Below are 24,443 nucleotides of genomic sequence, written 5' to 3' on the forward strand. Positions count from 1 at the left end.
GGTCTCGGAGCCTCAGCAGCCCTTGATGATTATGCCATCAAATCTCGAGAAACGCATCTTCAGTATGCGTTTCAGCCGGCTTCGAGAGGGCTTGACTTACTGGCAGGTAGGTTATCGGAGGTCGGGAAAAGTCACCCGCCGCGGCGAATTCGCGCAGCCTTGCTGATCGGCGAGGCCGAATCTTGCGCGGTTGATCGAGGCTCCGCCGGTGGCAGTAAGCTCACCGGCGGTCGTAGACGATGGCAAGGGTCAGGCCGCTTTGGTTTTCGATTTCGCCACGTGGGTAGCGATCGCATCCATCAGCGGCGGCGACAGGCAATCATAGGGCTCGAGCCCGAGCTCCGTGAGGCGGGCTCTGATCCCCGCCATGTCCGACGGAGCGACGCCGGCTTCGATCACGGACGATACAAACGCGGCAAACCCTGGTGCCGCCGAACCGGCTTCCTGGAATAGTTCGGGGTGGATGAAGTCGAGGCCGTAGAACGGATGTCCCTTGTTCTCGATCCGGCCGTACATATGCGTGCCGCAGGCCTTGCAGGCGTGGCGTTGGATCGCCGCCGACGCATCGACGATTTGCAGCTTGTCGCCGTTTTCCAGCACCGACACATTCTCGCGCGGCACGACCGCCACCACCGAGAAGGTTGCCCCTGCCGGCTTCCAGCATTTGGTGCAGCCGCAGGCGTGGTTGTGGGCGACATCGCCCTTGATGCCGACCTTGACCGCCTTGTCCGAGCACTTGCAGACAAGGGTGCCGCCGGCAAAGCTGCCCGATCCCTTCTTGACGCCGCTGTCGACCGATGGGTGGATGTGAACAGTCATGGGCCTATCCTCCTTATGTTTGACGTTCTTTGGCTTTAGAAAACGACGACCGAGCGGATCGACTTGCCCTCGTGCATCAGATCGAAGCCCTTGTTGATCTCTTCCAGCGTGAGGACGTGGGTGATCATCGGGTCGATCTCGATCTTTCCGTTCATGTACCAGTCAACGATCTTCGGGACATCGGTACGGCCGCGCGCGCCGCCGAACGCAGTGCCTTTCCACACCCGGCCGGTCACCAGCTGGAACGGCCGGGTCGCGATTTCCTTGCCGGATTCCGCCACCCCGATCACGACAGAGACGCCCCAGCCGCGATGGCACGCCTCGAGCGCCTGGCGCATCACTGTCGTGTTGCCGGTGCAGTCGAAGGTGTAGTCGGCGCCGCCGTCGGTGAGCGTAACGAGATGCGCAACGATATCGCCGCCGACCTTGGTCGGATTGACGAAATGGGTCATGCCAAAGCGGCGACCCCATGCTTCCTTGCTGTCGTTGATGTCGACTCCGATGATCTTGTCGGCGCCGACCATTTTGGCCCCCTGAATCACGTTGAGCCCGATTCCGCCAAGTCCGAACACCACCACATTGGCGCCCGGCGTGACCTTGGCGGTGTTGACCACCGCGCCGACCCCGGTCGTCACACCGCAGCCGATGTAGCAACTCTTGTCGAACGGAGCGTCTTCGCGGATCTTTGCCAGCGCAATTTCCGGCAGCACGGTAAAGTTCGAAAACGTCGAGCAGCCCATGTAGTGGAAGACGGGCTTGCCCTTGTAGCTGAACCGCGACGTGCCGTCGGGCATCACGCCCTTGCCCTGCGTGGCGCGTATCGAGGTGCAGAGGTTGGTCTTGCCGCTCAGACAGCTCTTGCACTGGCGGCATTCGGGCGTGTAAAGCGGGATCACATGGTCGCCCGGCTTCAGTGACGTGACCCCCGCGCCGACCTCGCGAACGATGCCGGCGCCCTCATGGCCGAGGATCGACGGAAAGATTCCCTCGCTGTCGAAACCGTCAAGCGTATAGGCGTCGGTGTGGCAAATCCCGGTCGCCTTGATCTCGACAAGGACCTCACCAGCCTTCGGCCCGTCGAGGTCGACCTCGACGATTTCGAGCGGCTTTTTTGCTTCGAAAGCCACAGCTGCGCGCGTCTTCATTCTCAACTCCACTTTTCGTCTTGAGGGCGCTGCAAGGACACCTGTCCCCCGCGCTCACTCCGGATGATCATTTCCTGCCCATGCAAGAATTCTCCGCCTCGGTGTAGGCGTCAGGCTTGTCTTCTTTCTTGGCAGGACGCACGCGCCCGACCGCGTCATTGGCGCGGGCGCGCAGATAGATGTAGAGGTCGTCCATGTAGCAGGCGACGTTCGGATTATCGCCGAGCGCCGGCATCACGTTCTCCTGCGACGAACTCACGTTCTTGCGGCCGCTCGCGACAACGCCGACGAAGTCTCCGTAGCTCATGGTCTTGACCGAATCGGTGAGGGCTGGGGCGTAGGTCGATCCCATCCCGTCGGGGCCATGGCAGACATGGCATTCCGAGTGATAGCGGCGGTATCCGGAGTAGGTGTACCAATCCACCGTGCCGTCAGGGGCGACCTTGAAGGTCGGAGTGCCTTCCTTGTCGAAGTACTTTCCGTCCTCGGACTTGACGGCAGTCGGATCGACCGCGTCTGCAGCGAGGGTAATTCCGCCAGATACCGCGAAGATCATTGCGGCGCCCACAAACCAGATTTTACGCAAGAGATTGTCCTCGGGATTCGTTGGGAAGTGCTCCGGCGCATGGAGCCAGTCCATGCGCCGGAACGTAGATGGTTCGGCTTACTGCGGCAGGGCGAATACGGTCAGTGATCCGCCGAGTGCCGTGTAGTTGCTCAGGGCGGCGTAGCCGCCGACCGCGCCGAGACCAGCGGTCGGATCGGTCAGACCGGCCGCAAGGCCGATGCCCGCCCAACCACCGACGCCGGACAGAACTGCGATATACTGCCGGCCGCCCTGCTCATAGGTCGTGACGTTGCCGATGATGCCGGACGGGGTCCTGAACTTGTAGAGTTCCTTGCCCGTCTTGGCATCGACTGCCTTGAGGTAGCCTTCGAGCGTTCCGTAGAACACCACGCCGCCGGCGGTGGCGAGCGCACCGGACCACACCGAGAACTGCTCCTTGTTCGACCACACGATCTTGCCGGTCTTGTTGTCCCAGGCAATGAAGTTGCCCATGTGGGATTCGCCGGGAGGTGGATACATCGAGAGCGTCGCCCCGACATAGGGCTGGCCTGCGGTGTAGCTCACCTTGAACGGCTCATAGTCCATGCAGACGTGGTTGGTCGGCACATAGAACAGCTGGGTGTCCGGCGAGTAGGCTGCCGGCTGCTCGTCCTTGGTGCCGAGCGCGGCCGGGCAGATGCCCTTGGTATTCTTGTCCTCGCCGGTCTGTTCCGTCGAATATTGGGCGACGACCTTGGGGCGGCCGTAGGTCGGCGAGCTCTTGTTCATGTCGACGCCGGTGGTCCAGTTGACCTTCGGGTCGTACTTCTCGGCCACCAGCAATTCACCGTTGACGCGGTCCATCGTATAGGCGAGCCCGTTGCGGTCGAAATGGGTGAGAAGCTTGCGCTCCGTGCCATTGATCTGCTGATCGCTCAGGATCATTTCGTTGACGCCGTCATAGTCCCATTCGTCATGGGGCGTCATCTGATAGACCCAGCGGGCCATCCCGGTGTCGGCATTGCGGGCAAAAATGGTCATCGACCACTTGTTGTCGCCCGGGCGCTGCTTCGGGTTCCAGGTCGAGGGATTTCCCGAGCCGTAGTAGACCATGTTGAGCGCGGGGTCATAGGACAGCCAGCCCCATGTGCAGCCGCCACCGATCTTCCACTGGTCGCCCTGCCAGGTCTTGATGCTGGAATCCTTGCCGATCGGCTTGCCGAGATCGGTCGTCTTCTCGGGGTCGACCAGGAGCTGATCGTCCGGCCCTTCGGAGTACGCCCGCCACACCTGCTTGCCTGACTTGATGTCGTATGCGGTGACGTGACACTGCACGCCGAACTCGCCGCCGGAAATGCCAATCAGGACCTTGTCCTTGATGACGAGGGGTGCGGAAGTGCCGGTAGCGCCCTTGCCGGGATCGCCGTTCTTTACCGACCACTCAACCTTGCCGGTCTTGGCATCGAGAGCGACCAGCGTGGTGTCGGCCTGGTGCAGGAAGATCTTGCCGTCGCCATAGGCCACGCCACGGTTGACGGTGTCGCAGCACATCACCGGAATGACGTTCGGATCCTGCTTCGGCTCGTACTTCCAGACGATCTGTTGGTCCTTGGATAGGTCAAGGGCATAGACCTTGTTTGGGAACGGCGTGTGGACATACATCATGTTGCCGATGATGAGCGGTCCGCCTTCGTGGCCACGCAGCACGCCGGTCGAGAAGGTCCAGGCGACCTGGAGCTTGCCGACATTGGCCGCCGTGATCTGGTTGAGTTTCGAGTAGCGCGTATTGGCGTAGTCGCCTGCCGGCATCACCCAATCCTTTGGGTTCTGCGACATTTTGATCAATTCCTCGTTGGCTACGGCGCTGCCCACGGCGAACGCCGCCATGGAACCAAGACAAGTTGCAACTAGCAGTCTGCGCATTGCGTCCTCCCACTGATGAAGCCCAGGTACCGCCGAGGCGGCCCACTTTTTCGATTTTGTCCCGTATCTTTATCCCGTTCGGGAATGGGAAACTTGCCCAAGAGGGAAGGGCATTTGCTCCAAAGCGAACCTTGGCGAGATTTCTGTTTTCCTGCCGAATCGCTGTGGGGGTTGCCACACATAAGGCAGCGGTTTGGGCAGCCACTGTGCGGCGCACTACGACGGATGTCGCACGATCGAGGCGAACCTTCCCCTTGACGGCGCAGAAACTAAGTCGGAGGATTGTCAAGTGGATGCCGGGACATACGTTGCTTAGGCAACAACGACCGTTCTAAATTGAGGTAAATCAAACTTCACCGTGACCGAGTCTTCCGCGGCAACAGTTACGTTTCTCGAATCGGTGGCTGGAAATGGTTGATACGGTCCACTCGCTTACCACTTCGGGATTGTCGCCGAAGAAGCAGATCCAGTGCTGGTCGGATGCACTGACGGATCTTTGTGGCCAATTTGACATAGATCCGTTGAAGGCTTCGTCGCTCGAAGCGCGTGTCAATTACACGACGGTCTCAAAGCTGAAGCTCTGTCAGATCGAGGTGAGCCAGCATCGCATCGCGCACACCGTGTCGCGTTCAAAAGCCAGCGAGCATCCCTACGTCAAGATATTGTTTCAGACGCACGGCGTTTCCTATTTCGAGCAGGAGGGCCGGCGCATCGAGCTGATGCCCGGCGATTGTCTTGCCTATGATGTATCCTGCCCGCATACGATCGTCAGTCCGGCGCTGACGCGGCACGAGGTCGTCATCGTGCCGAAGGCGCTGCTGCAGGAGCGCGGCTTCCATACAGCGCGGATGTCGGCGTGCAAGCTCTCGGCGCGCACCGGCACCGGCCGCATTGCCTATGACTTCGTTCATGCCGCATTTGACCAGGCTGCGAGACTGTCACCGAACAACGCGGTCGTCGTCGCCGATTCGCTGATCGATCTGTTGCTGTTGCCGCTGCGCGAGGCGGACGCGAGTTTCGATCGCGGCGGCCCCGAGGCGATGTATATTCGCGCCCAGGCCTTCATCCGCGAACATCTGCGCGATCCTGATCTGTGCATCGATCAGATTTCCGCGGCGCTGGGCTGCACCAAGCGTTATCTGCACATGCTGTTCAGCGACCGGGGCATGACCGTCAGCGACTATATCTGGCAGGCACGGTTGCAGAACTGCCGCCACGAACTGGAGACGCACGGCGGCAAGACCGTCACGGATGTCGCATTTTCATGGGGCTTTTCGAGTTCTTCCCACTTCAGCCGGGTCTTCCGCAGGTATTTCGGCATTGTTCCGTCTTCGATCCAGAAGGCGCAGCACAGCAGCCCGGCTCCAGACGCTTCCTAGGCGCCCTCGCTTAACCCCGCATCGGTCACGTGTTCTGCCACGTCCAGACGGCGGCGTGTGAGCGCTTGATCAACCCATCGGAACATGCGGGCAGACGCTTGGCCGTGGCTGCGACCCACGCTTGTCGATCGGCACATTGCAATTGTCGATCCGCTGCTCATCCATCCATTTCCTGCCGAGACGCTCCTTGCCGGTCAGTGTCGCAGGCGGGTTTGCTGAATCCGGTGTCGGCTGCCCGAGTCGCGAATTGTCCTGGGCGTCGGCCGCTGGCCCTGGGCAGACGGCGAGAAAGATCGCGAGCGTTCCGCAGATCAATGGTCGCATGTGAAATCGCCTCGCAATTTGTTGGCACTGATCGGAACATGAGGTGCGCCCGATTAAACAATAGCGAGATTCGACCCGCCACCCGGAACCCGTGGCCTTCGAACCGGTTGCTCCTCCGTCCTGACGTGCCGGGGCGCGCGGCAGGTCCAAGGAGGATCAGATGAACACGAAACGACTCATTCTCGCGGCTTGCTCGATCGCTGTTTTGAGCATCAGCACCGCAATGGCAGGCCCGTGCGACACCACCGGTCGCGCCGCAAATCTGAAGGACGCGGGTTCCGGACCCGCATCGGTTGGCAGTGGCCAGACCACCGGCAAGGCTTCCGACACCAGGGAACACGCGGCAACCAGCACGATGAATCGTGCAACCGACGATGTTGCAGCGTCTTCGCAGGACACACAAAAGCAGATGCAAGGTCAGCCGACGGCCGCGCAGGAGGCCCAAGGCGCCAAGCCTGACGGCCAGACCGCGAAAGCCGATGAGGACTGCTAAACGCGCCGACGGCTGAAACATGCGCCGCATTGAACAGCCTTCAGGGCCCGTCCTTCGGTGGAAGAATCGGAGCGGGCAGCGGTGCGAATTCGATATTGCCGGCTTCACCGGTCAGGAACGATAGATCGAGCGGACCGCCGCTCATCGGATCGCCGCCCGGTGCGGCCGTCGGGCGAAGCGTCGAGACATCGGCGGGACCTTCCGGCGCGGGTTGCCCATTGCCGGATCCATAATCGGCCGCGCGTCCGCCCTGCGGATGGCCTTTCATGATCTCGTCGCGCGCCGCGGTTACCTTGTGCGCGAGTGCCGCGGAATAGGGCAGGCGATGGGCCCGCGGCTGACCGTTCGGAAGATTGGCGGCATCGAGTTCCTCGACCCAGATATGCACCGCACCGGGATCGCGATCGAGCGGGTTCGGCTCGACAACCCGCGCCCACAACAACTGGAACTGCGACGGCAGCGGTGCGGGCGCCGACCAGCCGGCCAGGCCTTCGATGCGGAAGAACGCCACGCAGTAGTAGACGCTGGTGACAAGCACGGCCGCTGCCTTGAGCTGCCAGGATACGCGGGCGCGCACCACAAAGATCAGCAACAACGCCGCCAGCAGCGCGTAGGCAATCGACAGACCCACGATTTCCTTCTGCAGTTCCATGGTCAGCCACTCTTGCTGAGCCGGTTGCGCAGCGTCTGCAGCAGCGATTTCTCGTGATGGTTGACATCGACGATGCCGCCGCTGGCGTCGATCGAAAAGCGGACGGCGGTGCGTTCGGTGCCCGCGCTTTGCATCATCATCTTGTCGTAGTGGACGACCTGAACCGTTGGATTGAGCTTCTCGACCTTCACCGAGACCGGCACGGGTTCGCGGCCCATCGCGATAAAATGATAGATATTCACAGTGTATTCGCCGGCGACGATGCCGCGGATGCTGACCGTCTCCTGGCGGATCGGCGACAGGACCTTGCGGCCGTTGACCAGAATGAAATCGTTGGCGCCGCCACGATCGTCGCGGTCGAGCAGCATGAATCCAGCCTCGCGCCGCCGATACCAGACCATATTGCCAAGCGGGTCCTGAACGAACATGTCGAAGTCATCAGGATGCTGGTCGGGCCAGGCCATCGTGACGAGGAATTCCGCCTTGCTGTCGATCTTGCCATCCTTTGCCTCGGGCGCGATGGCCAGCAATGCGACGAAGAACAGGAAGGCAAGGACCTGCAGCGCCTTGAACAGCATGACCGCGAACGGATCGAATGGTTCCTCCTGCGGCATGAGGTCATATTCGTCGATCATTCCGCGGCCTCAGGCCTGTTCTCCAGGATCGAAACCACGCGGACTTCCGTCAGCCCGACGGCGAATGCAAACAGCTTCGCGGTCGCGTCGTCGAGCATGTAGTACTGGATCCTGACGAGGATGGAACCGACGAGACCGGCGAGCGTCGTGTACATGGCGACCGCCATGCCGTCGCTCATCAGATTCATCGAAGACCTGACCGTGCTGCGGTCGCTGGGATCTAACCCCGCAATTGGCGCCAGCATCATGATGAATCCGATGATCGTGCCGAGCAGGCCCAGCTTCATCAGCGTGTCACTGGCGAAGGCGCCAAACTGGTTGGAGCCGCGTAGCCGGCTGGCCAGTCCGCGCAGCAGCAGCGTCTGATCGAGCTTGCGGGATCCCTGCAGGCGTGCCTTGACGGCAAGGTCACGAATGTGGGCCGCGACCAGGCCGGTTGGAAGCAGGCCGACGCCTTCGACGACGACGGCGTCGCCGTCAAGATCAATGCGACCCGATCCAGATGCGATCAACGCGCCTGTGCGGCGCGCCGCATCGCCCTCGCGCGCAATCACGATCGTGCGCCACAGGCAATGCAGCGACGTCGCAACATAGAGCAGCGCGATGATCGGCGAGAGATAGGTGCGATCGCCAGCGATCATCTGCCGAATGAGGCCGAAGCGCCACAACAGAAAGAACGCAAAAATCCACAGCCCGGTGAAGACCAGCCATCGCAACAGAGGCCCGCGGTCACCAAAAGAATCTAGATCGCCACTCGCCGTTGGCATCCGGACACCTCGACCCAAGAACCTGGACCCAAGAACCTCGACCCAAGAGAACACCAGCCTTCCACATGTCGCATGGGCAGGCAAACCGAATTCGTCAAGTGGTGTTCAAGCTTCCGTTGGGCACGAGGTCTTTCACGGCCCGTGCGCTATTGCGCTCATGTCGCGTAGCGAGCCGGTGTTCCGATTTGTCTAGGAGCGAAGTGACTTTGTCCGAGAGAGAAATATTGGCGGCCAGGTGCGGCACTCCAGCGTTGTGCGTCGATGTTCCGTACTTGCGCTGCGTCCGGGGCCGCCCTAGGTTCTGCTCCGGCGTGAACGTCGCGCCAAACTAGTTGGGAGGACCCCGAATGACTTGGAAGACTCCGAAAATTGTCGAAGTGTCGGTGGGCATGGAAATCAACATGTACGCCTGCGCATCGCGCAAATAGACTGCACCGAAACGATCTGCCCGGCTCTGGCTGCATTCTGTTGCTCGAGCCGTGGCAGGCGTCCGGTTCAAGATCTGGTCCGGCTCGAGATTTAGTCCGGCGCGAGAATTAGTCCGGTTCAGTATCTCAGAACATCGCCTCGCGAAATCACGCAGCACCCAGCTCCCTTTGCATTGATCGGCTTGCGTCAGGCTTCCTGCAGAAGAAGCTTGCCATTTGATCTTCCCTGACGGGGGCGCCCTCGTGCCGGCTCCGGGTGCCATGATCCGGAATTCCGGGAACACGCCTTTCGATTCCTTGGCCGCAGCCCTCTGCGCCATGCTAGGGTGCCGGCAGTGACGCCTCGTTCATTCCCGTCGTTTTCATTCCTGTGGCTCGTGGATGCCAATTCGTTCGAACACCTGCCGGGTGGTATTCGTCTGTCTCGCCGCGCTGCTTCCGGGTGGTGTTTGCGCGGAAGGCATTGATACCGAGCATCTGTTCGGCTTCATGATCGGCACGGATATCGGCACTGTCGGCGAGCGCGAGCTGCAGAGCGAGACCACCGGACGATTTTCCAAGAATGGCGGAAAGTATCGCGCGATCGGGCAGGAATTCGAATTGGAGTTCGTGCCTGCCAAAAATGTTCGGGTGGAGTTGGGAACCAGCTTTGCGTCCCATTACATCCGCGGCGTTCCAGGCCTGGAGGATCGGCGCCAATTGTCGTGGGAAGGCGTCTCCTTGGACCTGCGCTACCGGTTTCTCGATCGGGACGCCGCCCCATTCGGTTTTACCGTCGCGGTCGAAGGCCACGGCAGCCGCATTGACGAGTCTTCCGCGGCGGCGGTCCGAAGCTACGGGGCGGGACTGGCGCTGGCGTTCGATCGCGAAATAATTCCGAACGTCGCCGTCACCGCGCTCAATCTGATTTACCAGCCGGAATGGACGCGCCTTGTCGGCACGCGAGCCGCAGAGCAGGAATCGACCATCGGCGCCGCGCTCGCCTTGATGGTGCAAACACGTCCGGGCGTCTTTCTCGGCGGTGAAGCCCGCTACCTCAGGCAATATGAAGGGATCGGGTTGCAGGAATTCGAAGGCCAGGCGCTGTTTGTCGGACCAACCGCCTATTTTCAATTGTCGCCGCGCTCACGATTGACCGCGGCCTGGAGCGTTCAGGCATGGGGGCGTCCGGCCGGATCGAATGCGGCGCTCGATCTCGTCAACTTCGAACGCCATCACGCGCGGCTGATTTTCGGCGTTAACTTTTGAGCCTGTGCGGCTGACTCGAGGTCGCCGGGAACCGGATTTTCACGGTGTGGTGAAACTTTGCTCTGCCTGATACGTAGCTGTTTGTGTTATCTATTCAACGCACTAGCTCTGGGATCTCAGGCATGAATGCGATCGACCTGGTACTGACCGTGTGTGCCGTGCTGTCGCCGGCCACCTGCGAAGAACGGCATCTGGTGTTTTCATCGGATGTTTCTCCGCGGCAATGCGTCATGGCTGCGCAACCCTATATCGCGCAATGGGTCGGCGAGCATCCGAAATGGACCGCGGTCAAGTGGCGCTGCGAATATCCGCACCACAACGACCGGGCGGACAAGGGCGAAGTGACACCCGCAGGCTGAAGCCATCCTGTCAGGCCGCCGCAAGGGTTACTTGTTGCAGTCCTTTAAATCCTTGTCGGCAATCGAAAATACGGCATCCGCCTTGATCTCGATGTCCCTCACAAGGCACTGCCGCGCGTCGGGATAACTTACCTTGGCATCGTATTGTCCCGGCTCCACGCCCGTGATGCGAAGGCGTTCGTCGTGGTCGACCTCCTTGTCCTTGTCGTTCAGGGTCAGGTTAGGTCCCCAAGTGTCCTTCCCGACCGGCGACAGCTGGAAACCCGATATTGTCGAGGTGGTCAGGTTCCAGAGCCGGATGCCCTTGCCCTTGCTCTGCGCGGCGAGTTCGCCGGCGCCCGCCAACAACAGCACGACCAAGGCCAGTATCCATCGCATTATGAGATCCTCCCGCGGCAAGCCTCAAGCGCTTCCTACCTTATCAGACGTTTCCGGTTTTTCGCCGTCTCGAAAGTTTTTGGTGCTTTTCAATCTCGCTGAATCACATCGAGCAACTATGAGGCATCCCGCCCGGTGAGACCGCCGTTGATCCGCTGCATGATGTCCGACTTGATCGCCGCGATCTCGGCGTCGCCCCGCGCGCGACGCGGCGTGCGGATGGGCAGATCGGCGACAACCCGGGCCGGGCGCGGCGACAGCAGAAACAAGCGGTCGCCGAGGCGGGCCGCATCGTCCACGTCATGGGTCACCAGCAGCGTCATCACGGAACGGCCGTCGACCAGCATGGCAATCTGATCGCGCAGGCGCGCGGCGAGGGCGCCATCGAGCGAGGCCAGCGGCTCGTCGAGAATGAGGAAATCCGGCTCGATGGCGAACGCGCGCGCGAGCGCGACGCGCCGGGCAAGGCCGAGCGATAATTCGCCGGGAAAATGCTTGCGATGCTCGTTCAGCTCCAGAATTTCGAACAGCGCCGAAAGCTTCGTTTCGTCGGCCAGGGGTGCGACAAGCCGCACGTTTTCCTCGACCGATCGCCACGGCAGCAGCCGCGGTTCCTGGAATACGATGCCGATGCGCGCGCCGGCCGGACGCTCCACGCGTCCCTGAAAGTCGTGGTCGAGGCCGGCGAGAATCCTCAGCATGGTACTCTTGCCGCAGCCGGATGGACCGACCAAAACGCCGACCTCTCCGGCATCGAGCGCAAAGGCCACGCCGGCGATCACGTCGTGCTGTTCGCCCGCCGCGTTCCTGAACTTCTTGCTGGCTATATCGACGTCAAGCCGCACGGGGGCGCCACCGGGATAGCCGGGCCTCAAATGGCTGCACCAACACGGTTTCGATGACGAGCACGACCGCCGCGAAGCTCAGTGAGTAGGCGAGCAAAAGCGGGATGTCGAACAATTGGAACGCCACGCCAATCTCGAAGCCAACGCCGTTCGGGCGTCCAAGCAGTTCCGCAACTAGGACGATCTTCCAGACCAGAGAAAGGCCCGATCGCGCAGCGGCCGCGATATAGGGCGCCAGTTGCGGCAATATGACGTGCCGGAACGTCCTTGAGCGCGGCAATGCAAATACTGTCGCCATTTCGTCGAGCGCCGCGTCGAGTGCCCGCGCGCCCTCGCGTAACGTCACGACGGCGGTCGGCAGCTTGTTGATGGCAATTGCCGCAATGGCGGCGATTTCCGTCAATCCGGCCCAGATATAGGCGAGCACGATGACCACGAGCGCGGGTAGATTGAGCAGCAGGATCAGCCAGGGGTCGCCCAGCCGGTCGGCAAGCCGCACTCGGCCCATCAGGTAGCCGATGGCGGAACCCAGCGACATCGCCAGGGTGAAGGCGAGCGCCACGCGCGCCAATGTCACGCCGAGATTGAGGAACAAGTCACCCGACTTCGCTTCCGCAAGCATGGCCGCGAGGACGGTGGGCGGAGGCGGCAGCTTCGCGTCGCCGGCGAGCAACGAGGCGATCCACCAGGTCGCGAAGAACACGGCGAATGACAGCAGACGCGGCACCTCAGTCTCCCGGAATCGCGTGATAGAATGTGCCGGAAGCAAGCTCTGGCGCAGCCCCGACGAGTTCGCGGCCACCGATGTCTGCCAATACGCGATAGAGGGTGCGCGCGTCGGCCTCCTCGTCGGCAATCGGGCGACGTGGAATTCCCTCCCGATAGCGATCGCGATAGACGCGGAGCGTTGCGGCATCGCCGGCGCCGGTCAGCGGCGCAATTGTCTCCCACTCGGCATCCGAGGTCGACAGGATCTCCTTCGCCATGCGGGTCATGGCGATAAAGCGGGCCACTTTGTCCTGGTTGGCGTTTGCCCATGCTTCGTCGAAGACGTAGCCGATCATCGCGGTGCGGCCGGTGGCGCCAAGCTTCGGCAGCAGATCCTCGACGCCGGCGACGCGGCGGAAGCCTTTGGCTTCCAGCACCGCGCAGAAATTCCAGTAGTTCATGGTGGCGTCCATTTCCCCGCTGAGCGTCTTTGCCGTCAGCAGCGGCGGCGCGCCGTAAGCGATGGTCGCCTCCGACTTCAGGTCGATGCCGCCCCGTTTCAGCCACGCCTGCAACAGCAGCCAGTTCTTGTCGATCGGGCCGCCGGCAACGGCGAGCTTGCGGCCCTTGAGATCGGCCAAGGTCTGGATCGGCGACGCGGCCGGCACCATGACGGCGCCGAGCGCGCTCGAATAGGGATAGAATGTCAGCTTGGCGCCAAGCGTACGTTCGCGCGACACCCACAGCCAGTCGGAGACGATGATATCGGCGTTGCCTGCGCGTAGCGCGATCTTGCCTGCCTCCGGGCTCGCGAGCTCAACAACCCCGACGGAGAGGTTGGCCTGCTTGTCGAGACCATGGGCGCGGATCACGGCAAGTTCCCAGGCGAATGTTCCGGTTTTTTGCACCGCAACCCGCACGGTCTCAGCGCTGTAGCATGCACCGACCTGCGCAAAGGCCAAAATACCCGCAGCCAGCAGCATGCGAATGCAAATTGTCATGGTGAGCCGTTTCCGCGCGCATCTTTTCTTGAGGACTGTCATAGCATAGCTTCCACGCTTCGTAGCGGGAGGAAGATCATGGCAGCTGTCGGATCGGTACGACGTATTGTCGCCGCGTTGTCAGCGTTGACGGCGATGGTAACGATGGCGCGGGCCGCAGACATCAACGACTATCCGACCTCGGCGCGCGCCGAATACGTCTTTGGTTGTCTCAAGGCGAATGGCGAGACGCGGCAGGCGATCGAACAATGCTCCTGCTCGATCGATATCATCGCATCGATCATCCCTTACGAGCGCTATGTCTCGGCCGAAACCGTCCTCAGCATGGCGCAGCACCGGGGCAATCTGGGCGGGCAGTTCCGCACTTCAGAGCAGGCGGCGAGCGCGCTCAATGATCTCAGGCGCGCACAGGCTGAAGCAGAGGTGCGATGTTTCTAGACGTGGTCGCGATGTGCTGGCGGTATTGCCGTGTCGCGTCAAGTGCCTGAATCGTCGACCTTCCATTCCTTCTGGAAGACGTGGCCTTCGGTATCCCTGGCTTCGGCCCGGAACCGCTTGGCGCCATTCGAAACATAGGTAAAGCGGATATTGGGGTCTTCCGAAATCGAGATGCCGCCTTCCATCGCCAGCACCAGACTATCGTCCTGCCACAGCCGCAACTGGTCGACGAAGAAGGCCGGGATGTAGAGCTGGGTCACCTGATCCATCTGCAGGCCGGAATGGCTGGGATGACCGATCATGATCTGCGCCTCGCGGGTGGCGCTGGCGGGACCCTGGCCAAGCCCTTGACTAGCAGGTCCTTCACCGGCACGCGCGAATTGCCGGTATCGCATCAGCCCCAGGCGGCTTTTGGCATCGTCGGCGACCTTGGTGGCCGGTGCGGAGCAGCCGCCGGAAGCCTTCACGTAAGTCTTCGTCATATAGAGCTTGCCGTCGCTCAGTTCGGCCACGGCATGAACATCGGTGTAGTTGTTGACGCGCACACGCGTCGAGATTTCCGTCACATTGGCGTCCGGTCCCAGTTCGAACTTTGCCGCCATCGGCGCCGGATTCTGGTCGATCACCAGCGTGATTCTCACGACGCGGCGGCTGTCGCCAGGCGGGAGCTTGGTGCGCAGGGTGACGGGAACGATCGCCGCATCCTCGGCGCGGTACGGCATCTCGATGGCGATCACGTCTGCGCCGTCGTTCATCGGGCGATTGTTGAAGATGTCCTGGACCAGTCCGGGCCACGGATCGTTGGCCGCAGGCGCAACGCGCGCGTCGACGAGCATGACGCTCAGGAGGCTGGCGATGCAGAGCAGGCGAAAACGACGTCCGGGCATGGCGGCACCCCTTCGCTGGGATGGAACGTAGCGCCGCCAGTATACGTCATCGGGCGGGCTATTCCCATTCAATTTCCGAAAATGCAGTTGTTGCATTGCGTGCATTGTAGTCGTCGAACAGTTGCCATCGCGGTCGTTCGCTGGCCGCGGCGGTGTCGGCGGCGACCGTGATCGGAGCGCCACGGGCGACCAGCTTGCGAACATCCGCCGCCAGCGTTTCCAGGTAGCGGCGTTGGTCGGCGAGGGCGCCCGGCCATTCGCTCACAGGTCCGTGACCGGGAATCACGCGTTGCGCGGAAAGCGCGCCGAGTTCGTCGATCACGGCGAGCCATCCGCGAATACTGCCGTCCAGCACCGGAATGTGGCCAATGAACAGCAGGTCGCCGGCGAACAGGGTTTTGGTCCGCTCGTCGAGCACGGTGACGTCGTTGTCGCTGTGCGCGGCCGGCCACGACTTCAAGGTCAAAATCCGCGCCCCGAGATCGAGCTCGACGGTGCCGTCGACGAGGAGCGTGGGCGGTATCATGCGCACCCCATCCAGGGACTGCGCACCCATGATCCGGCGAAATGCATCGAGATAGAATGCTCCCCGCGCCGCCAGCGCGCGCGGCAGGTTCCGATGGCCGACGAACTCGGTTCCATCACTCGCGAACGCGGCGCCGCCGAAGACATGATCCGGATGGCCGTGTGTGTAGATGACATAGCGGATCGGTTTGCCGGTTCGTGCACGGATCGCCGTGAGCAGCCGCTGACCCTCGCGAACGCTTCCTCCGGTGTCGATCACCGCCACCGCGCTCTCCCCGATGATGAATCCTATGTTCGCGGTCGCGCCGTCGTTCTCGCCCGTCATCAGCGCGGTCTGGCCCTGGTGCACAAATATTCCGGGAGCGACTTCGCTCACAGTCAATTCTTGCTGCTGGGCTTGCGCTAGGGTGGACGTCGCGAAAACCACGAGTAAGGCAAGAATCGAAACGCCATGAGTCATGTTTCTGCCTCAGTCTCGTCCGGAAGCGATTTCGATCGCCTGGGGTTCCGTCGAGTTGGTTTTGCGTCGCAGCATGCAACGCAAATCCAGCACGGGGATATTCCTGTTGCACGCTCTGGCACGCTGAGCAATTGATGGATAGCGGGCGTTCAATCAAGAAGGGAATGCATGATGACAGATTGGGGACAACGCCGCCGCTTGCTGGTCTCGCTCCTGGCGATCACAGCAATATTCGCCGGTCGCGACATCGCCGGAGCCCAGACCAACGACAGCACCGACCTGTCCATCGAGCTCATCGATCCCAAGGTGCTGAGGGTGTGCGCTGATCCGCGCAATTTGCCGTTCTCGAACGACAAGGGGGAGGGGATCGAAAACAAGCTCGGCGAGCTGTTCGCCGAAAAGCTGCAGAAAAAGCTGGACTATGCTTACTATCCGCAAGCGGCTGGCTTTGTCCGGATGACGCTTGCCGCTCATCGTTGCGACGTCATCATGGGCTATCCGCAAGGCGACGACCTGGTGCAGGGCACCAATCCCTACTACCGGACCGCTTACGCGCTGGTGGTCAGGCAGGGCAGCGGCCTTGACGAGGTCGCGACGCTGGCGGACGCGCGTCTGAAAGGCAAGCATATCGGCATCGTTGCCGGCACGCCGCCCGCCACCAACATGACCGCCAATGGTTTGATGGCGGAAGCCAAGTCCTATCCGCTGATGGTCGATACGCGGATCGATTCATCGGCGGAGGTCATGATCAGGGATCTGACGTCGGGGAAGATCGACGCCGCCATTCTGTGGGGACCGCTCGCCGGGTATTACGCCGGGAAGGCGAACCCGCCGCTTCATGTCACGCCGCTCGTCAAGGAAACCACGGGACCTCGGCTCGTCTATCGCATCGGCATGGGCGTCCGGCCGGCCGACCAGAACTGGAAGCGGATGCTCAATCGTCTGATCCAGGAGAACCAGCCGGCCATCAACAGGATACTGCTCGACTTCGGCGTTCCCTTGCTCGACGAGAATGACCGGCCGATCGGCGCGGAGACGGCGAAAAAGTCGCCGTGATACGAAGGCTGGCGTGCGTGGTCGTTGCGACCCTTGCCCTCGCAGCCAACGTTCTCGCGCAGCAGAATGTGCCGGAGCCGGACGGCTACCGCACGGATAATTATCGCGCGGCTGTTCCTGCGTCGCTCGCCGGCGTACGCGTCGTTACGACGGCACAGGCCGAAGCGATCTGGCGCGCCGGCAGCGGCGTTTTTATCGACGTGTTGCCGCGCGCGCCGAAGCCGCCAAATCTTCCCGCCGGCACGGTCTGGCGTGACAAGCCGCGGCTCAACATCCCCGGCAGCATCTGGTTGCCCGATACGGGATACGGCAAACTGGCAGAGCCAACCGAGGCCTATCTGCGGCGCGGGCTCGAGCGGGCGTCTCATGGTAACAAAGCCGCGCTGCTGGTGATCTACTGTCAGGAGGATTGCTGGATGTCGTGGAACGCGGCGAAACGGGTCCTGTCCTACGGCTATTCCAATGTGGCCTGGTACCCGGATGGAACCGAAGGATGGGAGCAGGCCAACCTGCCGGTCGTTGAATCACAGCCTGAGCCCAGAACGGATGAGAATGGGAGCAGATGAGGGGCTTGCGACAAAATTGCAAAAACAACCCCATGCAAAGTAGAATCGGCCACCCATTCGCTACTCGATTTCCTGCTGGATCATGCGGCCGAGCGCGAACAGTCGCTGGTCGATCGCGGTGGGCACCTCGCAGACGAATTTGACCACCCGCTGCCGGTCTTCAAAGATCCGGGTTTGCCAGACCATTTGATTGCTGAGGTCGTCGATCTTGGCTTGATCGGGCGCGGACGCACCCTGCAGGGCATGCAATGCGGACACATCGGACCGGATCTTGTCCGCGGCCTCGCGCTGCTTGCGGGTGATCCGCTCCAACCCGTTCATGACCGATGCGCGCTGCGCGTTGAGGCTGTCGAACAGGCCGGCGAACAGCAGCTTGCCTGCCGTGGCCTTGTCGGTGGCCGGGCTGCCAAGGAATTCCGTGATCAGCTTCTGGGCCTCGTCGAGGGAAGTCCGCCTTGCGGCCAGCCTCGACACCAGCGGGCTTACCTTGGCATCGTCCCTCCATTTGTCCTTGATGTCGTCGAGCGGCGGACCGGCCCACACCGCGGTGAGCGAGATTTCCGGGACCTTGGCCTGGGTGCACGGCCAGTCCGGATAGCGCGGATCGGCGGCAAAGCCGGCCTCGGTCGATGCTGCGACAAGGAAGAGCGTCCCGATTGCGATCTGCCATCTCATGCTTCGCCTCCGGCGGGCCCGCGGCGAACCAGGCCGCGCGATGGATCATAGGCGTATATCGCACCGATCATGAAAGCCGTTGTGCAGCAAACGACGACGGCCAGTGAAGTCCAGTTCATCTGTCCATACAGCGCAAAGCGTATCAGTTCGACGGCGTGGGTAAACGGATTGAACAGGCAGACATAGTAGAGCAAGGGGCTTCCCTCCTGCACCCGCCACAGCGGATAGAGCGCCGATGAAGCAAAGAACATCGGGAAAATCACAAAGTTCATCACGCCGGCAAAGTTCTCGAGCTGCTTGATGCCGGAGGAGATCAGCATGCCGAGCGCGCCGAGCATCAAGCCCGAAACGATCAGCGCCGGCAGCACCGTGAGATAGCCGATCGGCGGCGGCGCGATATCCCAGAACCACGCGATCAGCAGGAAGGCGTAGACCTGGAGCAGCGAGACCGCGGTTCCCGCAACGAGCTTGCAGAACAGCAAATACCAGCGCGGCAGAGGGCTGACCAGCAGGGTGCGCATATTGCCCATCTCGCGATCGTAGACCATCGAGAGCGACGACTGCATGCCGTTGAAGAGCTGGATCATCGCCATCAATCCCGGCGCGATATAGACCTCATAGAGAATGTAGGTTTCGTATGGCGGGATGATGGAGATGCCGAGGACCTGACGAAAGCCGGCGGCGAAGATGAACAGCCACACCAGCGGCCTGACCAGCGCTGAAACGAAACGTTCGCGCTGGTGCACGAAGCGCAGCGCCTCGCGCCACACGATGCCGTTCAGGCAGGTGACATATTGCGCGAGCGAGAAGCCGCCGTGGCGTCGGCTGACGGTCGTGGAGCTCATGGCGCGGGGCTCCCGGGATCCACCGCAGCGCCGGTCAGGCGCATGAATGCGGAATTGATGTCACGGGCTCCGGCGTCGGCGATGATATTCTCGACCGGGCCATGCGCAAGAACCCGGCCCTGATGCAGGACCACGAGATCGTCGCCGGGCACGATCTCGTCGAACAGATGGGTGGCCCACAGCACGCCGATATCCTGCTCGGTCACGAGCTGCCGGACGTGGCCGAGGATATCGGCACGGGCTTTGACGTCGAGCCCGACGGTCGCTTCGTCAAGCAGCAGCAGGCGCGGGCGATGCAGCAAGGCGCGCGCGATTTCCAGCCGCCGCATCTGGCCGCCCGAGAGGTCGCGTACCTTGCTGCCGGCGCGGTCGGCAAGCCCGATACGCGTCAGCACTTCGTCGCTGCGCAGGCGTGCCTCGCGCTTGCCGATGCCATGCAGGGCGGCGTGATAGAGCAGGTTTTGCGTCACCGAGAGATCGAGATCGAGCGTGCGTGACTGGAACACCACGCCGAGCAGCCGCAGCGCTTCGCCTGGCGCAAGACTGATGTCGTGGCCGAAAATGCCGATGCGTCCAGCCTGGGTTCCGAACAGCCGCGTGATCAGCGCGAACAACGTGCTCTTGCCGGCGCCATTGAGGCCAAGCAGCGCCGTGAAGCTTGCCGGTGCAACCGCGAAGCTGACGTCGATCAAAGCGCGCCTTGTGCCGTAGGAATGGCTGATGCCGTCGATCGACAATGCGGGCGTAGCCGCAGGATCGCTCCGGGGACGCGGGTCCGGCGGTGCGGGTCCTGTGCTGTGTGCGTCGATTGCTGTCATGGCTGAGCAAACGTAATCCCCCAGGGCAGCTCGCCGACCTGGATTGTCTTGATCACTTTTTGCGCCGCCACGTCGATGACAGAGACGTCGTTGGAGACGCCGTTGGTCACCAGCAGATGTTTTTCGTCCGGGGTGAAGGCCATATGCCAGACCCGTTGGCCGACCAGAAGATATTTCGTGACCTTGTGCGTCGTAGCGTCGACGACGGCAACGCGGTTGGCGGGGCCGAGCGCAATGAAACCGGTCTTGCCGTCCTTGGTGATCGCGATGCCGACCGGCTGGATCGCCTCGCGCCGCAGGCCGGGAATGTTGAACTCGATCTTGCCGGTGATGGTGCGCTTGGCGGGGTCGAGGATGGAAACGGTGCCGCCGATCTCCGACGATACCCACAATTCGGAACTGTCGCGCTTGAACTCGGCATAGCGCGGCCGGGCATCGACCAGCACATTAGCGACGATCTCGCGCGTCGCGGTGTCGATGAAATGCGCCATGTTGGTGGTCTCTGAAGTATTGATCAGGATCTTGCCGTCCGGGCTGAGGGCCATGCCTTCGGGCTCGACGCCGACCTGGATGTCACCGAGGCGGACGCGCTTCTCGAGGTCGATGATGGTCACCGTGTTGTCGTTCTCGTTGGCGACATAGAGGAGTTTGCCGGCGGCATCCTGGGTGAACAGCTCCGGATCGGGACCGGAGGGCAGGCTGTCCACCACCTGATGGGTCGCGGTATCGATCACGTCAATCTTGTCGTCATCGCCGACCGCGACCAGCACGAATTTGCCGTTCTTCGTGAATTCGATACCGCGCGGGCGCTGACCGACCTTGATGGTATGGGTGACCGCCCATTTGTCGGTATCGATCACCGATACGGTGTTGCTCTTCTCATTCGATACATAGGCGATGAAGGCGAAAGCGGGGCTGGTGGCCGCGAGCCACACCGCCATTCCGGAAAGCAGACACCGACGCCACATCCGCCATTCCTCCGTTTTCAGTTCAGTTTGCATTTGGTTTCGGGCCGGTCGAGGCCGAGTGTGTCGAGTTCGGAGTACTGATGCAAGAAACCCTCCTGCGGCGAGACCGAGACGACCATGCGGCCGTCGACCAGCAGGATCGGCTGGCGTAGCTGCAGGTTCCAGTCCCGCAGCGTCAGCCGCTGTCCCTTGAAGGCCGCGACCGAAAAGTCCGGCCGCTTGAGAAAGTCGAACACCACTTTCGGGTCGCCGGAGTTGGTGCGCGATGTGGCTTCGCCGATCATGCGCCCTGCGGTCCAGGCCTGCATGTCCCGCGCCGTCATGCGCCGCGAGTTCAATTTGACGAAACGGTTCTGGATCTGGATCGCGCCCCACTGATCGTGCGCCGCGTCCCAACTCGTCGGCACCAGGCCTGCCGAGCCGGCGATCGGCCGCGGGTCCCAGGTCCGGTAGGGCAGATAGGAGGCGAACACTTCGCTTTCGTCCGCCGCGACGAGGACGTCATAAGCCGGCGCACCTTGCGTAAACACCGGCATTTGCCGCTGGATCAGGGTTACACCGCTGTCGGTGCGCCGCGCGCCGCCGGTATCCTCGAAGACCTTTTCCTGAACGATCTTGGCGCCAAAGCGGGTCGCCGCGCGCCGCAGCGCGTCGGCGTAAAGTTTGTCGGCTTCATGTGAGCCGACCACCAGCAGCCAGCGCTTCCACTGCTTCCACACCAGATACTGCGCCAGCGCGTCAGCGAGCATCGAGCGGGTCGGGGCCACATGGATCACATTGGCGCGGCAATCCTGCTCGCGCAGCCGGTCGTCGATCGCACCACTGTTCAACAGCACGGTTTTGCGATCGCGCAGTGCATCGGCCGCCTTTAACAGCGCGTCGGCGGGCAGATCGGTGATGATGATGCCGTTGCGGTCGGCGAGAGCCGCCGCCGCCTTGGCGACATCCTCGCCTTCCTTCAATCGCATTTCTTCCAGGAAGAAACGCTGATTGAGGAATTTGCCGGTGGTGTTGTTGTCCTCGATCGCCAGCCGCGCACCGGCGATGCCGTCATTTTCTGACGGTTGCTCGACAAGGGACAGTTTCGATTTGATGCCGGCCTGACCGAGATAGCCGACGCGGATGTCGATCGGGTCGGCCGCGAGCGCGGAACTGGCCACGAAGCTTAGTCCGATTGCGCCGATCAACCATCGGATCATGGACGCTCCCTGAATTCTCCTCCTCGACTTGACGACGATGGAGGGATACTTGTCCCGTAAGCACACTCGACTTGAAACTTGACTGAATTGTTCTAGCTTGCAAGTCCGCATTTCGTCGTTGTTCGACCGTCGATGTGAGGGATCACGATCATGAGAGCGCAATTTGTCTTTGCCGCGCTGATGCTGCTGGTGTCGGTGCCGGCGCGCGCCGATCCGCCGAAGCTCGCGATTTTCGATTTCGAGCTGCTGGACACCAGTCTCGAAGGCGAGATGAGGGGACCTCAGGCCGACGAGCATGATCGACTGATCCGCATCAGCGATCTGGTGCGCCGGCAGTTGACGGAATCCAGCAAGTTCGAACTTCTGGACATCTCGCCGGTGAAAGCTGCGGCTGAGGGCAGCAATCTGCAGGCATGCGGCGGTTGCGACGTCCAGTATGCGCAGCGCATCGGCGCGGATCTCGTCATCACGGGTGTCATGAAGAAGATCTCGACACTTATTCTCAACCTCACCATCTTCGTGCGCGACGCCCACACCGGACAGCTCATCACCGCGATGAATGCCGATTTTCGCGGCAACACCGATGAATCCTGGACGCGGGCGACCAGCTATCTCGTGCGCAACCGGCTGCTGGCGCCCAATTATGGCAAGCCCCAGCCCTAATGGACTGCGCAAAATCTCAGGCTTTCAGGCGCGCGGCGTGCCAGCGCAGATGATCGCCCATGAAGCTGGAGATGAAGAAATAACTGTGGTCGTAACCACCCTGGCGGCGCAGCGTGAGCGGAATGTTCGCCTTCTCGCAGGCGCTTTTCAGCAATTCGGGGCGAAGCTGCTCGGCCAGAAACGAATCTGCGTCGCCATAATCCACCAGTAGATCGGAGAATCTGTCGCCGTCCTCGATCAACGCAACCGCATCATGTCTGCGCCAGGCCTGCCTGTCGCTGCCGAGATAGCCTCCGAGCGCCTTGATGCCCCACGGTACCTGTGAGGGGGCGACGATCGGCGCAAAGGCGCTGGCGGCGCGGTACCGGTCGGGATGGCGCAGTGCGACGGTCAGGGCGCCGTGGCCGCCCATGGAATGACCGAAGATGGATTGCCGCCCGGCATCGACGGGGAAATTCGCGGCGACCAGTTTCGGCAATTCTTCCGTGACATAACTCCACATCCGGTAGTTACGCGCGAACGGCGCCTGTGTTGCGTCGACATAAAAGCCGGCGCCGAGCCCGAAATCATAGGCGCCGGCAGGATCGCCGGGCACCTTGTCGCCGCGCGGGCTGGTGTCCGGCGCGACGAACACCAGTCCGAGTTCAGCGCAGGCACTGCGGAACTCGCCTTTTTCCGTGACGTTGGCGTGGGTGCAGGTCAGTCCCGACAGATACCAGATCACCGGCAGCTTCGCGCCATCCTGATGGGGAGGGACATAGACCGAAAATGTCATGTCGGTACCGGTCTCGGCGCTGGCGTGCTTGTAAACGCCTTGCGTACCGCCATGCGATTTGTTCAGCGAAACCGTTTGAATTGTCATGAGCTCACCATTGCCGTGCCGTGCCGCGTCGCGCGGCCTTTAGGCCACGCCGTTGTCGATGGCCAACCGCACCAGTTCGGCGGATGTGCGCACGCCGAGTTTGTGGCGCATGATCGAGGATGTATTGGCGACGGTCTTGTAGGAGGAATGGACCAGCCACGCGATTTCGGACAGGCATTTTCCTGCACTGAGCAGGCGCAGTATCTCCATCTCGCGCGCCGTGAGTTTTGAAAGCGGGCTCCTTGCGTACGATGGTCCGGCGAATGCAATGCTTTGCGCAATCGCCGGCGGCAAATAGACCCCGCCCTTTGCTACCTCGCGGATGGCATCAACAAGGTCCTGGGGATCCCCGGTCTTGGAGACAAAACCCTTGGCGCCGACGTCGATGGCGCGCGCGGCGAATACCGGGTCATCGTTCATGCTGAACATGATGATGCGCGCCGACGCATCGCGCCCTAGCAGGCGTCGCGCCAACTCGAAACCGGACACCGTCGGAAGGTTGATGTCGAGCACGCAGATATCGGGATGCCGTTCGCCGAACACGCGCTCGCCGCTCTCCGCGTCGGAGGCTTCCACGACATCGATCTCCGGCTCGTCCGCGAACAAGGCACGACAGCCTGAAGCTACGATGCGATGGTCATCAACGATCAGAACGCGCATTGGCATTGGTCCCGAATAGCCGCGTCAATCCCGTTGTGCACCGCATCAGGTGAACACCTGCCGTCGATGGTCATGCAACCCGGGCGATGTTGCTATACGCTTCGATTAGATAGACGCCGGTTTTATCTGTCAACGCTCTGCTCGATGATGAATTGAAGACGAGTTCGCTC

General features: G+C 61.8%; 30 protein-coding genes. 9 read left to right on the plus strand and 21 right to left on the minus strand.

Annotated elements, in window-relative coordinates:
- Positions 1-249: 249 nt before the first annotated feature.
- The 4 genes from gfa to xoxF5 all read right to left on the minus strand — a co-directional run bounded on the left by gfa (position 250) and on the right by xoxF5 (position 4,434).
- Complete coding sequence (gene gfa / locus JQ574_RS17670; protein ID WP_212207740.1) at positions 250-819, minus strand: S-(hydroxymethyl)glutathione synthase; 570 nt, start codon at positions 817-819, stop codon at positions 250-252.
- Positions 820-854: 35 nt separating this feature from the next.
- A complete protein-coding gene (locus JQ574_RS17675; protein ID WP_212207741.1) occupies positions 855-1,964 on the minus strand; it encodes an S-(hydroxymethyl)glutathione dehydrogenase/class III alcohol dehydrogenase in 1,110 nt (369 codons plus the stop codon).
- A 67-nt stretch (positions 1,965-2,031) separates the two neighbouring features.
- A complete protein-coding gene (locus JQ574_RS17680) occupies positions 2,032-2,520 on the minus strand; it encodes a c-type cytochrome, methanol metabolism-related (protein WP_212207821.1) in 489 nt (162 codons plus the stop codon).
- A 108-nt stretch (positions 2,521-2,628) separates the two neighbouring features.
- On the minus strand, positions 2,629-4,434 hold the full coding sequence (xoxF5, locus tag JQ574_RS17685) for a lanthanide-dependent methanol dehydrogenase XoxF5 (RefSeq protein ID WP_212207742.1): 1,806 nt from the start codon (positions 4,432-4,434) through the stop codon (positions 2,629-2,631).
- A gap of 410 nt (positions 4,435-4,844) precedes the next feature.
- Between xoxF5 and JQ574_RS17690 the strand changes: the two genes are divergently transcribed.
- Positions 4,845-5,813 (plus strand): helix-turn-helix domain-containing protein, encoded by a 969-nt coding sequence (locus JQ574_RS17690; protein ID WP_212207743.1) that lies wholly within the window; start codon positions 4,845-4,847, stop codon positions 5,811-5,813.
- 69 nt (positions 5,814-5,882) lie between these two features.
- On the opposite strand, the gene JQ574_RS17695 is transcribed toward JQ574_RS17690, so the two are convergent.
- On the minus strand, positions 5,883-6,137 hold the full coding sequence (locus tag JQ574_RS17695) for a hypothetical protein (RefSeq protein ID WP_212207828.1): 255 nt from the start codon (positions 6,135-6,137) through the stop codon (positions 5,883-5,885).
- A gap of 160 nt (positions 6,138-6,297) precedes the next feature.
- Between JQ574_RS17695 and JQ574_RS17700 the strand changes: the two genes are divergently transcribed.
- The gene (locus JQ574_RS17700) at positions 6,298-6,630 is read left to right on the plus strand and encodes a hypothetical protein (protein ID WP_212207744.1); all 333 of its coding nucleotides are present in this window, start codon (positions 6,298-6,300) and stop codon (positions 6,628-6,630) included.
- A 40-nt stretch (positions 6,631-6,670) separates the two neighbouring features.
- Here the strand turns inward: JQ574_RS17700 and JQ574_RS17705 are convergent, their stop codons facing one another.
- The 3 genes from JQ574_RS17705 to JQ574_RS17715 are packed head-to-tail and all read right to left on the minus strand — an operon-like array spanning position 6,671 to position 8,684.
- Positions 6,671-7,282 (minus strand): hypothetical protein, encoded by a 612-nt coding sequence (locus JQ574_RS17705; RefSeq protein ID WP_212383752.1) that lies wholly within the window; start codon positions 7,280-7,282, stop codon positions 6,671-6,673.
- Between the two features lie 2 nt (positions 7,283-7,284).
- Positions 7,285-7,917 carry a hypothetical protein gene (locus JQ574_RS17710; RefSeq protein ID WP_212207746.1) on the minus strand — a complete coding sequence of 211 codons (633 nt, stop codon included), beginning with the start codon at positions 7,915-7,917 and terminating at the stop codon, positions 7,285-7,287.
- A complete protein-coding gene (locus tag JQ574_RS17715; protein WP_212207747.1) occupies positions 7,914-8,684 on the minus strand; it encodes a MotA/TolQ/ExbB proton channel family protein in 771 nt (256 codons plus the stop codon). The genes JQ574_RS17710 and JQ574_RS17715 overlap by 4 nt, the downstream gene beginning before the upstream one ends.
- A gap of 347 nt (positions 8,685-9,031) precedes the next feature.
- On the opposite strand from JQ574_RS17715, the gene pqqA reads away from it, so the two are divergent.
- The 3 genes from pqqA to JQ574_RS17730 all read left to right on the plus strand — a co-directional run bounded on the left by pqqA (position 9,032) and on the right by JQ574_RS17730 (position 10,719).
- A complete protein-coding gene (gene pqqA / locus JQ574_RS17720) occupies positions 9,032-9,112 on the plus strand; it encodes a pyrroloquinoline quinone precursor peptide PqqA (RefSeq protein ID WP_192736930.1) in 81 nt (26 codons plus the stop codon).
- 381 nt (positions 9,113-9,493) lie between these two features.
- Positions 9,494-10,360 (plus strand): hypothetical protein, encoded by an 867-nt coding sequence (locus JQ574_RS17725; RefSeq protein WP_212207748.1) that lies wholly within the window; start codon positions 9,494-9,496, stop codon positions 10,358-10,360.
- Positions 10,361-10,482: 122 nt separating this feature from the next.
- Positions 10,483-10,719, plus strand: coding sequence for a hypothetical protein (locus JQ574_RS17730; protein ID WP_192736678.1), 237 nt, complete (start codon positions 10,483-10,485; stop codon positions 10,717-10,719).
- A gap of 27 nt (positions 10,720-10,746) precedes the next feature.
- Here JQ574_RS17730 and JQ574_RS17735 read toward each other — a convergent pair whose 3' ends face one another.
- From JQ574_RS17735 to JQ574_RS17750, 4 genes are all read right to left on the minus strand, one after another.
- Complete coding sequence (locus JQ574_RS17735) at positions 10,747-11,097, minus strand: hypothetical protein (RefSeq protein WP_212207749.1); 351 nt, start codon at positions 11,095-11,097, stop codon at positions 10,747-10,749.
- Positions 11,098-11,213: 116 nt separating this feature from the next.
- Positions 11,214-11,942: an ABC transporter ATP-binding protein gene (locus tag JQ574_RS17740; RefSeq protein WP_212207750.1), complete on the minus strand. Its 729-nt coding sequence runs from the start codon at positions 11,940-11,942 to the stop codon at positions 11,214-11,216.
- On the minus strand, positions 11,932-12,669 hold the full coding sequence (locus JQ574_RS17745; protein ID WP_212207822.1) for an ABC transporter permease subunit: 738 nt from the start codon (positions 12,667-12,669) through the stop codon (positions 11,932-11,934). Before JQ574_RS17745 ends, JQ574_RS17740 begins: the two co-directional genes overlap by 11 nt.
- Before the next feature lies 1 nt (position 12,670).
- The gene (locus tag JQ574_RS17750; protein ID WP_249119423.1) at positions 12,671-13,633 is read right to left on the minus strand and encodes an ABC transporter substrate-binding protein; all 963 of its coding nucleotides are present in this window, start codon (positions 13,631-13,633) and stop codon (positions 12,671-12,673) included.
- A 96-nt stretch (positions 13,634-13,729) separates the two neighbouring features.
- Here JQ574_RS17750 and JQ574_RS17755 point away from each other — a divergent pair, with 96 nt between their 5' ends.
- On the plus strand, positions 13,730-14,089 hold the full coding sequence (locus tag JQ574_RS17755) for a hypothetical protein (protein ID WP_212207752.1): 360 nt from the start codon (positions 13,730-13,732) through the stop codon (positions 14,087-14,089).
- A 38-nt stretch (positions 14,090-14,127) separates the two neighbouring features.
- Here the strand turns inward: JQ574_RS17755 and JQ574_RS17760 are convergent, their stop codons facing one another.
- Together JQ574_RS17760 and JQ574_RS17765 are read right to left on the minus strand one after the other, a co-directional pair.
- Positions 14,128-14,976 carry a quinoprotein dehydrogenase-associated SoxYZ-like carrier gene (locus JQ574_RS17760; protein WP_212207753.1) on the minus strand — a complete coding sequence of 283 codons (849 nt, stop codon included), beginning with the start codon at positions 14,974-14,976 and terminating at the stop codon, positions 14,128-14,130.
- A 58-nt stretch (positions 14,977-15,034) separates the two neighbouring features.
- Positions 15,035-15,961, minus strand: a complete 927-nt coding sequence (locus JQ574_RS17765) for a quinoprotein relay system zinc metallohydrolase 2 (RefSeq protein WP_212207754.1) — start codon at positions 15,959-15,961, stop codon at positions 15,035-15,037.
- Between the two features lie 171 nt (positions 15,962-16,132).
- Here JQ574_RS17765 and JQ574_RS17770 point away from each other — a divergent pair, with 171 nt between their 5' ends.
- Both JQ574_RS17770 and JQ574_RS17775 read left to right on the plus strand, forming a co-directional pair.
- A complete protein-coding gene (locus JQ574_RS17770; RefSeq protein WP_212207823.1) occupies positions 16,133-17,017 on the plus strand; it encodes a substrate-binding domain-containing protein in 885 nt (294 codons plus the stop codon).
- The gene (locus tag JQ574_RS17775) at positions 17,014-17,583 is read left to right on the plus strand and encodes a PQQ-dependent catabolism-associated CXXCW motif protein (RefSeq protein ID WP_212207755.1); all 570 of its coding nucleotides are present in this window, start codon (positions 17,014-17,016) and stop codon (positions 17,581-17,583) included. The genes JQ574_RS17770 and JQ574_RS17775 overlap by 4 nt, the downstream gene beginning before the upstream one ends.
- A gap of 60 nt (positions 17,584-17,643) precedes the next feature.
- On the opposite strand, the gene JQ574_RS17780 is transcribed toward JQ574_RS17775, so the two are convergent.
- The 5 genes from JQ574_RS17780 to JQ574_RS17800 are packed head-to-tail and all read right to left on the minus strand — an operon-like array spanning position 17,644 to position 22,088.
- Positions 17,644-18,258: a hypothetical protein gene (locus JQ574_RS17780; RefSeq protein WP_212207756.1), complete on the minus strand. Its 615-nt coding sequence runs from the start codon at positions 18,256-18,258 to the stop codon at positions 17,644-17,646.
- Positions 18,255-19,103, minus strand: a complete 849-nt coding sequence (locus JQ574_RS17785) for an ABC transporter permease (RefSeq protein WP_212207757.1) — start codon at positions 19,101-19,103, stop codon at positions 18,255-18,257. Before JQ574_RS17785 ends, JQ574_RS17780 begins: the two co-directional genes overlap by 4 nt.
- On the minus strand, positions 19,100-19,921 hold the full coding sequence (locus tag JQ574_RS17790; protein WP_212207758.1) for an ABC transporter ATP-binding protein: 822 nt from the start codon (positions 19,919-19,921) through the stop codon (positions 19,100-19,102). The genes JQ574_RS17785 and JQ574_RS17790 overlap by 4 nt, the downstream gene beginning before the upstream one ends.
- The gene (locus tag JQ574_RS17795) at positions 19,918-20,889 is read right to left on the minus strand and encodes a YVTN family beta-propeller repeat protein (protein WP_409363383.1); all 972 of its coding nucleotides are present in this window, start codon (positions 20,887-20,889) and stop codon (positions 19,918-19,920) included. The genes JQ574_RS17790 and JQ574_RS17795 overlap by 4 nt, the downstream gene beginning before the upstream one ends.
- Before the next feature lie 17 nt (positions 20,890-20,906).
- On the minus strand, positions 20,907-22,088 hold the full coding sequence (locus tag JQ574_RS17800; protein WP_212207760.1) for an ABC transporter substrate-binding protein: 1,182 nt from the start codon (positions 22,086-22,088) through the stop codon (positions 20,907-20,909).
- Between the two features lie 150 nt (positions 22,089-22,238).
- Between JQ574_RS17800 and JQ574_RS17805 the strand changes: the two genes are divergently transcribed.
- Positions 22,239-22,751 (plus strand): DUF3280 domain-containing protein, encoded by a 513-nt coding sequence (locus tag JQ574_RS17805; RefSeq protein ID WP_212207761.1) that lies wholly within the window; start codon positions 22,239-22,241, stop codon positions 22,749-22,751.
- Positions 22,752-22,767: 16 nt separating this feature from the next.
- On the opposite strand, the gene fghA is transcribed toward JQ574_RS17805, so the two are convergent.
- Positions 22,768-23,613 carry an S-formylglutathione hydrolase gene (fghA, locus tag JQ574_RS17810; protein WP_212383754.1) on the minus strand — a complete coding sequence of 282 codons (846 nt, stop codon included), beginning with the start codon at positions 23,611-23,613 and terminating at the stop codon, positions 22,768-22,770.
- A gap of 39 nt (positions 23,614-23,652) precedes the next feature.
- Positions 23,653-24,273 (minus strand): response regulator transcription factor, encoded by a 621-nt coding sequence (locus tag JQ574_RS17815; RefSeq protein ID WP_212207763.1) that lies wholly within the window; start codon positions 24,271-24,273, stop codon positions 23,653-23,655.
- Between the last annotated feature and the right edge of the window lie 170 nt (positions 24,274-24,443).

Origin of the sequence: Bradyrhizobium sp. AUGA SZCCT0158 (assembly GCF_018130065.1) — a bacterium.
In the GTDB taxonomy this organism is placed as follows: Bacteria; Pseudomonadota; Alphaproteobacteria; order Rhizobiales; family Xanthobacteraceae; genus Bradyrhizobium.

Bases quoted from the DNA above. Each gene is read 5' to 3' on its own strand.
- JQ574_RS17800 (WP_212207760.1), bottom strand. From the start codon at position 22,088: ATGATCCGATGGTTGATCGGCGCAATCGGACTAAGCTTCGTGGCCAGT.
- JQ574_RS17765 (WP_212207754.1), bottom strand. From the start codon at position 15,961: ATGACTCATGGCGTTTCGATTCTTGCCTTACTCGTGGTTTTCGCGACG.
- JQ574_RS17715 (WP_212207747.1), bottom strand. From the start codon at position 8,684: ATGCCAACGGCGAGTGGCGATCTAGATTCTTTTGGTGACCGCGGGCCT.
- JQ574_RS17690 (WP_212207743.1), top strand. From the start codon at position 4,845: ATGGTTGATACGGTCCACTCGCTTACCACTTCGGGATTGTCGCCGAAG.
- xoxF5 (WP_212207742.1), bottom strand. From the start codon at position 4,434: ATGCGCAGACTGCTAGTTGCAACTTGTCTTGGTTCCATGGCGGCGTTC.
- JQ574_RS17710 (WP_212207746.1), bottom strand. From the start codon at position 7,917: ATGATCGACGAATATGACCTCATGCCGCAGGAGGAACCATTCGATCCG.
- JQ574_RS17795 (WP_409363383.1), bottom strand. From the start codon at position 20,889: ATGTGGCGTCGGTGTCTGCTTTCCGGAATGGCGGTGTGGCTCGCGGCC.
- JQ574_RS17770 (WP_212207823.1), top strand. From the start codon at position 16,133: ATGACAGATTGGGGACAACGCCGCCGCTTGCTGGTCTCGCTCCTGGCG.
- JQ574_RS17780 (WP_212207756.1), bottom strand. From the start codon at position 18,258: ATGAGATGGCAGATCGCAATCGGGACGCTCTTCCTTGTCGCAGCATCG.
- JQ574_RS17725 (WP_212207748.1), top strand. From the start codon at position 9,494: ATGCCAATTCGTTCGAACACCTGCCGGGTGGTATTCGTCTGTCTCGCC.
- JQ574_RS17785 (WP_212207757.1), bottom strand. From the start codon at position 19,103: ATGAGCTCCACGACCGTCAGCCGACGCCACGGCGGCTTCTCGCTCGCG.
- JQ574_RS17735 (WP_212207749.1), bottom strand. From the start codon at position 11,097: ATGCGATGGATACTGGCCTTGGTCGTGCTGTTGTTGGCGGGCGCCGGC.
- JQ574_RS17675 (WP_212207741.1), bottom strand. From the start codon at position 1,964: ATGAAGACGCGCGCAGCTGTGGCTTTCGAAGCAAAAAAGCCGCTCGAA.
- JQ574_RS17700 (WP_212207744.1), top strand. From the start codon at position 6,298: ATGAACACGAAACGACTCATTCTCGCGGCTTGCTCGATCGCTGTTTTG.
- JQ574_RS17730 (WP_192736678.1), top strand. From the start codon at position 10,483: ATGAATGCGATCGACCTGGTACTGACCGTGTGTGCCGTGCTGTCGCCG.
- JQ574_RS17750 (WP_249119423.1), bottom strand. From the start codon at position 13,633: ATGCTGCTGGCTGCGGGTATTTTGGCCTTTGCGCAGGTCGGTGCATGC.
- fghA (WP_212383754.1), bottom strand. From the start codon at position 23,613: ATGACAATTCAAACGGTTTCGCTGAACAAATCGCATGGCGGTACGCAA.
- JQ574_RS17790 (WP_212207758.1), bottom strand. From the start codon at position 19,921: ATGACAGCAATCGACGCACACAGCACAGGACCCGCACCGCCGGACCCG.
- JQ574_RS17815 (WP_212207763.1), bottom strand. From the start codon at position 24,273: ATGCGCGTTCTGATCGTTGATGACCATCGCATCGTAGCTTCAGGCTGT.
- pqqA (WP_192736930.1), top strand. From the start codon at position 9,032: ATGACTTGGAAGACTCCGAAAATTGTCGAAGTGTCGGTGGGCATGGAA.
- JQ574_RS17805 (WP_212207761.1), top strand. From the start codon at position 22,239: ATGAGAGCGCAATTTGTCTTTGCCGCGCTGATGCTGCTGGTGTCGGTG.
- JQ574_RS17695 (WP_212207828.1), bottom strand. From the start codon at position 6,137: ATGCGACCATTGATCTGCGGAACGCTCGCGATCTTTCTCGCCGTCTGC.
- gfa (WP_212207740.1), bottom strand. From the start codon at position 819: ATGACTGTTCACATCCACCCATCGGTCGACAGCGGCGTCAAGAAGGGA.
- JQ574_RS17755 (WP_212207752.1), top strand. From the start codon at position 13,730: ATGGCAGCTGTCGGATCGGTACGACGTATTGTCGCCGCGTTGTCAGCG.
- JQ574_RS17680 (WP_212207821.1), bottom strand. From the start codon at position 2,520: ATGATCTTCGCGGTATCTGGCGGAATTACCCTCGCTGCAGACGCGGTC.
- JQ574_RS17760 (WP_212207753.1), bottom strand. From the start codon at position 14,976: ATGCCCGGACGTCGTTTTCGCCTGCTCTGCATCGCCAGCCTCCTGAGC.
- JQ574_RS17705 (WP_212383752.1), bottom strand. From the start codon at position 7,282: ATGGAACTGCAGAAGGAAATCGTGGGTCTGTCGATTGCCTACGCGCTG.